Raw genomic sequence first — 5,788 nt, 5'->3', positions numbered from 1 at the left:
TTGGAGTGATCGGGGGTAAAATTCAGGTACTTTTTCCCTGAAAATTAGGTAACTGACTACCTCAAAATCGGTAAAACCCTACACCCTACACCCTACACCCCACACCCTGCCCCCACCAACAAACTTTTTCAGCAGACCCTAACTATTGCCAGCGATCGAATAAATCGGTTAAAACTAGATTAGAAAACAAAAAACCTTCGGGGTCGCTTAATCTTACCCTGCTATCCCCCTCAATTATTACTAAATTACGCTGTTTATGCGGCTCTAAGACCTCTAAAATTGCTTTTTTGATTTCCGAGCCAAAATTAGCTTCAATGGCGGGTAAACTCACCCCTGACCCTAACCTTAACCCTAGCATTAAGGTTTCGAGAAGATCATCAATCAAACTATTTTTCTCCACGTCAATCTGACAGCCTTCTTTTACCCAAGCGAAATAGTCGCGACTTTTGCGCGGACGGGTAAAACGTTGTTGATGAAGATAACTAGCGGCCCCCATACCAAAACCGTAATAGGGACGATTTTCCCAGTAAACTCGATTATGTCGGCATTGATAACCCGGTTTGGCATAGTTAGAAATCTCGTAATGTTGATAACCGGCTAAAGCTAGTTTTTCACCGGCTAAAACATACATTTTCGCCGTGGTTTCATCATCGGGTAAGGGTTTTTTCCCCGGTTGATACTGTTTACCGAAAGGAGTAACCGCTTCTAAGACCAAATCGTAACAGGAAAGATGGGCCGGTTGCAGTTCGATCGCTTTTTCTAGGGAATTTTCCCAATCTGTCAGGGTTTGTTGTGGCAATCCCGAAATCAAATCCAAACTATAGTTAACTATTCCCAATCCCTGAATTAATTCCACTGCCTGATAGATATCCTTAACAGTATGCGATCGACCAGAAACCTGTAATAATGGTTCTTGAAAAGCCTGTACTCCTAAACTAACCCGATTGACTCCCGCGCTAAGATAACCCTGTAATTGTTCTAAACTAAAGGTAGCTGGATCAATCTCCATAGAAATTTCTATATCGGCCGCAAAATCAAACTTTTTGGCTAAAGTATCCAGAATTGCTCCTAATAATTCCACCGGTAACAGGGAAGGAGTCCCCCCCCCAAAAAAAATTGTTTCTAGGGGTTTCCCCGTCCCCTGACTAAGACTAATTTCTTCTTGTAATATTTCCACATACTCCACCACAGGGGGAAAAGTCGCCGGATTGGTGCGATTACCAAGGACAAAAATCGGGAAATCACAGTAAAAACAGCGCCGACGACAGAAGGGAATATGAATATAAACCGAGGTTACGGGGTGAAAATAGGGCATTATATGAGGAAAAAGGAAAAAAGGGAGTGTGGGGTGTGGGGTGTGGGGTGTGGGGTGTGGGGAGAATAAAGCTGCCTCCTGCCTCCTGCCTCCTGCCTCCTACTGTAATTTCGTTTATCTTCGTTAAGATGTATTATGGCTGGGGAGAACATCTCCTAGAATGGAGGCAACTTTCCCGACACAAATTAGGAGAAACCCACAGATATAATATAAAAGCATCCATACTCATTATTTTTCTACCATCATTCCCCCTCTATCCTCTCTGGTATTATCCCCATGCTTGATGCTGTCATAATTTTACTATTCGTCTTCGCTGTTGCCAGTATTGGTTATAGTGGTGTTGACTTGCTGCCGGTTACTGTCCAGTTGCAAATCAGCAATATTGAAGCTTTACGCTGGTTATCGGCGGGTTTTGCCTCAATTATTGGTTTAGCCCTTGGTTTAGTTGCCCAAACTACCTATCGTCGTCTGGAAACCCAAGTACGGCAAACTCCGATCGAAGTTATTTTAACCCGTTCGGTCGGTCTAGTTATCGGTTTGTTGATTGCTAATCTGATCCTAGCTCCGATTTTCTTCCTACCGATTCCCAGAGAATTCTCGTTTATCAAGCCGATAATCGCCATTTTAGGCAGTGTTATGTTTTCCTATCTGGGGGTTAGTTTAGCTGATACCCACGGTCGCACTTTTTTGCGTCTGATTAACCCCAATAGTATGGAATCAATTTTAGTGGCAGAAGGAACCCTGCAAGCGGCCGCCACCAAAGTTGTGGACACCAGTTGTATTATCGATGGTCGTATCGAACAATTGTTAGACACGGGATTTATCGAGGGACAGATACTCATTCCCCAATTTATTCTTCAGGAATTGCAGCAGTTAGCGGATGGCAGTAATGACCAAAAACGAGTCAGAGGAAGACGCGGATTAGATATCTTAAACCGGATGCAGCAAGAATTTCCCGATCGCATTATCATTCATCCAGCCGATTATGAGGATATTAGCACCGTAGATGCTAAATTAGTCCATCTTGCCCAAGAGATTAACGCCACCTTGCTCACGAACGATTATAATCTCAGTAAAGTGGCCAATCTGCAAAAAGTCACCATCTTGAATGTCAACGATCTCGCCCAAGCAGTACGCCCGATCTACTTACCCGGGGATACTTTGGATCTGAAAATTCTCAAAGCAGGAAAAGAACCCACCCAAGGCATCGGTTATCTAGAAGATGGCACGATGGTAGTGGTAGAAGAAGGAAAAGATTATCTGGGGGGAGAATTGCGGGTAGTGGTGACATCTGCACTGCAAACCTCGGCCGGACGGATGATTTTTGCTAAACCCCAAAATTCCCTGATTGCCTAAAGGGAAAAAAAACCAAAAAAGCCTCAAATACAGGGCCAGAGGGGATTGTATTTGAGGCTTTTCATTTTTTAAGGGAAGTTAAGTCACCAATCGAACTATCTAGGGTTTGCTAAAAAAGTTTTTCCTGGTGGCAGGGTGTGGGGTGTAGGGTGTGGGGTGTGGGGTTTTACCCATTTTCAGGTGGTCAATTACCTAATTTTCAGGGAAAAAGTCCAGGAATTTTCCCCCCAATCACTCCAAAGGTCGGCACTTTTTGAGGGAAAAAAAGTCTAAAAACCTTGTTGGACAAGGTTTTTAGATTTATTCAGCAAACCCTATCTAGCCAATTTATATCTAATTAGGCTGGTTTATTGATTACAGCCATGGACTGACGAGCAAAACCGAAATAACTATCCCAGAATTGTTTCTGACTATCGAGGGCAACTTTGGTGGCGGTTTCTTGGGCGGTTAGGTAGGATTTCACCCATTCTTGTTGATATTCGAGGGATTTAACCAAAGTTTCTGGAAACTCAAACACTGATGTAGTCGAGGGAACACCATTACCCCAAGCGGACAGAAGCAGTTTCTGCCATTCGGCTAGGTATTTTTGGTATTCTTCAAGATAATTGGTGTTCATAGAAGTCAAACCGCTAACTAACCCATCTGGAAGGAGATGGTGAGAAAGTGGGGCGGTGTTGCCACCTTCTCGAAAGCAAAAATCGCGCCGAGATAAAATATAATATTCTATCCCTTCCTTGATTATAACCTGAGTTTGCGATCAGCCCCAATCTTTATGCGATCGCCGTCAGCCCGGCCCTATTTTTTTGGTGACTGGGAACTAAGTGGGTGGGTGGAATTAAATATAAGATGAACGTAGGTTGGGTTGAAGCATGAAACCCAACGCCCGCATGGGTTACGCTACCGCTAACCCATCCTACAAATAATTTTGCCTCCTTACTTAACGCTAAAATAATCCTACTCTAGCCATTTTCTCCCAACTATGATCGATCGCCCTATTCATGTAATTGGTGGAGGATTAGCGGGGACTGAGGCGGCGTGGCAGATAGCCCAAGCAGGTATTCCCGTGATCCTGTACGAAATGCGCCCAATTCGCTCTAGTCCCGCCCACCATAGCCAATTTTTAGCCGAATTAGTCTGTAGTAACTCCTTTGGTGCCATGGCGGTGGATCGCGCCACCGGGTTACTCCATGAAGAATTACGACGCTTAAATTCTCTAGTTATTGCCCAGGCCGATCAGCACAGTGTCCCCGCAGGAGGGGCTTTAGCGGTCGATCGAGGGGTCTTTAGTCGAAATTTGACGGAAATCTTGGCTAACCACCCTCTAGTCACCTTAAAACGTCAGGAGATCACGGAAATTCCCCGGGATGGTATCGTCGTTTTAACCACCGGACCGTTAACCAGTGCTGCTTTGGCCGCGGATCTGCAAAATTTTGCCGGCCTGGACTATCTGAGCTTTTTTGATGCCGCTAGTCCGATTATTCTAGGGGAATCTATTGATCAATCGATCGCTTTTCTGGCCTCCCGTTACGATAAAGGTGAGGCCGCCTATCTCAATTGTCCCATGGATCGGGAACAATACCTGCATTTCTGGCAAGAACTAAAACAGGCAGAACAGGCAGAATTGAAGGATTTTGAGCGAGAAAATGCCAAATTTTTCGAGGCTTGTCTGCCAATCGAAGAATTAGCCAGTCGGGGAGAGGATACCATGCGTTTTGGTCCCCTGAAACCGGTGGGATTAGCGGATCCCAGATATCCGGATCAACGTCCCTACGCAGTTATACAGTTGCGAATGGAAGATAAAGCGGGGCAATTGTGGAATATGGTGGGATTTCAAACTAATTTAAAATGGGGTGAACAAACACGAGTTTTCCGTCTGATTCCGGGGTTAGAAAAGGCCGAATTTGTCCGCATGGGGGTGATGCACAAAAACACCTTTATCAATTCTCCCCAGTTATTATTCTCCAGTCTCCAGTTTAAATCGCGACCGACGCTATTAGCGGCAGGACAGTTAATCGGCACGGAAGGCTATACGGCTGCGGCTGCTGGGGGATGGTTAGCGGGAACTAATGCCGCTCGTTTAGCTTTAGGATTAGAAACGGTGACATTGCCAACCACAACGATGATGGGGTCATTATTTGAGTTTATCAGCAGTGCCGAACCGAAACATTTTCAACCGATGCCGCCAAATTTTGGCATTTTGCCGAATTTTACCAGAAAAATCCGCAATAAACGGGAACGTTACGGTCAATATGCCGATCGCTCTTTGCAGGATTTAGAAGCATGGATGAATCAGTTAAAAACTCCCTGTCTCGTCTAACTGTCAATCGCTAAATCGATCGCCCATAATAGAGAAGGAACCTATTTCTTTCTCTATCGCTATGCCAAACCCCGATTTTTTCCCTCCCCAATCCTACAGTCAAGAGGATGTGCAGGAAATTCTCTATTTGGCTATCTCCCGTCAAGGGGATAAGGGAGAAATTACCCGCCAACAGTTGTTAGAAATTGCTGACGATTTAGCTATTGAAGTTAAAGACTTGGAAGCGGCGGAAAAGGACTGGCAAGAGTCAAAAATGCTCAGTTATAAACGGCAAGAATTCGATCGCTTTCGTCGCGAGGAGCTAAAACATAAAACCGTTCGCTATCTGATTATTAATAGTTTTTTTCTTACCATTAATTTAATTAGTGCGGGAACAATTTCTTGGGCAATTTATATCTTTTTGCTGATGGGTTTACCTCTTTCTCTTTCCGCTTGGAAAACTTTTCAAAATCAAGGAATTGCCTACGAAGAGGCATTTAAACGCTGGAAAATTAAGGAGGAAATGAAAGAGTCTTTTACCAATCTTTGGACACAAATTAAAAAGTTTTTACAGTTTTAATAGTGTTGCTAAATTAAGCCTTTTTTGTTTTTGTGAACCACAGAGACACAAAGTACACAAAGTTGAGCTTTGCACTACTACTTAGGGCTTGCTGAATAAGTCTAAAAACCTTGTTGGATAAGGCTTTTAGACTTTTTTTTCCTCAAAAAGTGCCGACCATTGGAGGGATCGGGGGTAAAATTCAGGTACTTTTTCCCTGAAAATTAGGTAACTGACTACCTCAAAATCGGTAAAACCCTAC

6 protein-coding genes are annotated in these 5,788 nt (G+C 44.0%); 3 read left to right on the top strand and 3 right to left on the bottom strand.

Annotated elements, in window-relative coordinates:
- Positions 1–142: 142 nt before the first annotated feature.
- On the bottom strand, positions 143–1,315 hold the full coding sequence (gene hemW, locus O9332_RS22945) for a radical SAM family heme chaperone HemW (RefSeq protein WP_288027570.1): 1,173 nt from the start codon (positions 1,313–1,315) through the stop codon (positions 143–145).
- Positions 1,315–1,467, bottom strand: a complete 153-nt coding sequence (locus tag O9332_RS22940) for a hypothetical protein (protein WP_288027568.1) — start codon at positions 1,465–1,467, stop codon at positions 1,315–1,317. Before O9332_RS22940 ends, hemW begins: the two co-directional genes overlap by 1 nt.
- Positions 1,468–1,591: 124 nt before the next feature.
- On the opposite strand from O9332_RS22940, the gene O9332_RS22935 reads away from it, so the two are divergent.
- Positions 1,592–2,671, top strand: coding sequence for a PIN/TRAM domain-containing protein (locus O9332_RS22935; protein ID WP_288027566.1), 1,080 nt, complete (start codon positions 1,592–1,594; stop codon positions 2,669–2,671).
- Positions 2,672–3,008: 337 nt separating this feature from the next.
- Here the strand turns inward: O9332_RS22935 and O9332_RS22930 are convergent, their stop codons facing one another.
- Positions 3,009–3,287 carry a hypothetical protein gene (locus tag O9332_RS22930; protein WP_004266820.1) on the bottom strand — a complete coding sequence of 93 codons (279 nt, stop codon included), beginning with the start codon at positions 3,285–3,287 and terminating at the stop codon, positions 3,009–3,011.
- 363 nt (positions 3,288–3,650) lie between these two features.
- Here O9332_RS22930 and trmFO point away from each other — a divergent pair, with 363 nt between their 5' ends.
- Both trmFO and O9332_RS22920 read left to right on the top strand, forming a co-directional pair.
- A complete protein-coding gene (gene trmFO, locus O9332_RS22925) occupies positions 3,651–4,988 on the top strand; it encodes an FADH(2)-oxidizing methylenetetrahydrofolate--tRNA-(uracil(54)-C(5))-methyltransferase TrmFO (RefSeq protein ID WP_004266819.1) in 1,338 nt (445 codons plus the stop codon).
- Positions 4,989–5,049: 61 nt separating this feature from the next.
- The gene (locus O9332_RS22920; RefSeq protein ID WP_004266818.1) at positions 5,050–5,547 is read left to right on the top strand and encodes a 2TM domain-containing protein; all 498 of its coding nucleotides are present in this window, start codon (positions 5,050–5,052) and stop codon (positions 5,545–5,547) included.
- The last annotated feature ends 241 nt before the right edge of the window (positions 5,548–5,788 follow it).

The sequence above is a fragment of the Microcystis sp. LE19-10.1B genome (assembly GCF_027530565.1).
GTDB lineage: Bacteria > Cyanobacteriota > Cyanobacteriia > Cyanobacteriales > Microcystaceae > Microcystis > Microcystis aeruginosa.
This window is presented reverse-complemented; position numbering and strand designations above follow the sequence as displayed.

What these genes read in the sequence shown, in the direction of transcription:
- hemW (WP_288027570.1), bottom strand. Translation starts at nt 1,315, where the DNA reads ATGCCCTATTTTCACCCCGTAACCTCGGTTTATATTCATATTCCCTTC.
- O9332_RS22930 (WP_004266820.1), bottom strand. Translation starts at nt 3,287, where the DNA reads ATGAACACCAATTATCTTGAAGAATACCAAAAATACCTAGCCGAATGG.
- O9332_RS22920 (WP_004266818.1), top strand. Translation starts at nt 5,050, where the DNA reads ATGCCAAACCCCGATTTTTTCCCTCCCCAATCCTACAGTCAAGAGGAT.
- O9332_RS22940 (WP_288027568.1), bottom strand. Translation starts at nt 1,467, where the DNA reads ATGTTCTCCCCAGCCATAATACATCTTAACGAAGATAAACGAAATTAC.
- trmFO (WP_004266819.1), top strand. Translation starts at nt 3,651, where the DNA reads ATGATCGATCGCCCTATTCATGTAATTGGTGGAGGATTAGCGGGGACT.
- O9332_RS22935 (WP_288027566.1), top strand. Translation starts at nt 1,592, where the DNA reads ATGCTTGATGCTGTCATAATTTTACTATTCGTCTTCGCTGTTGCCAGT.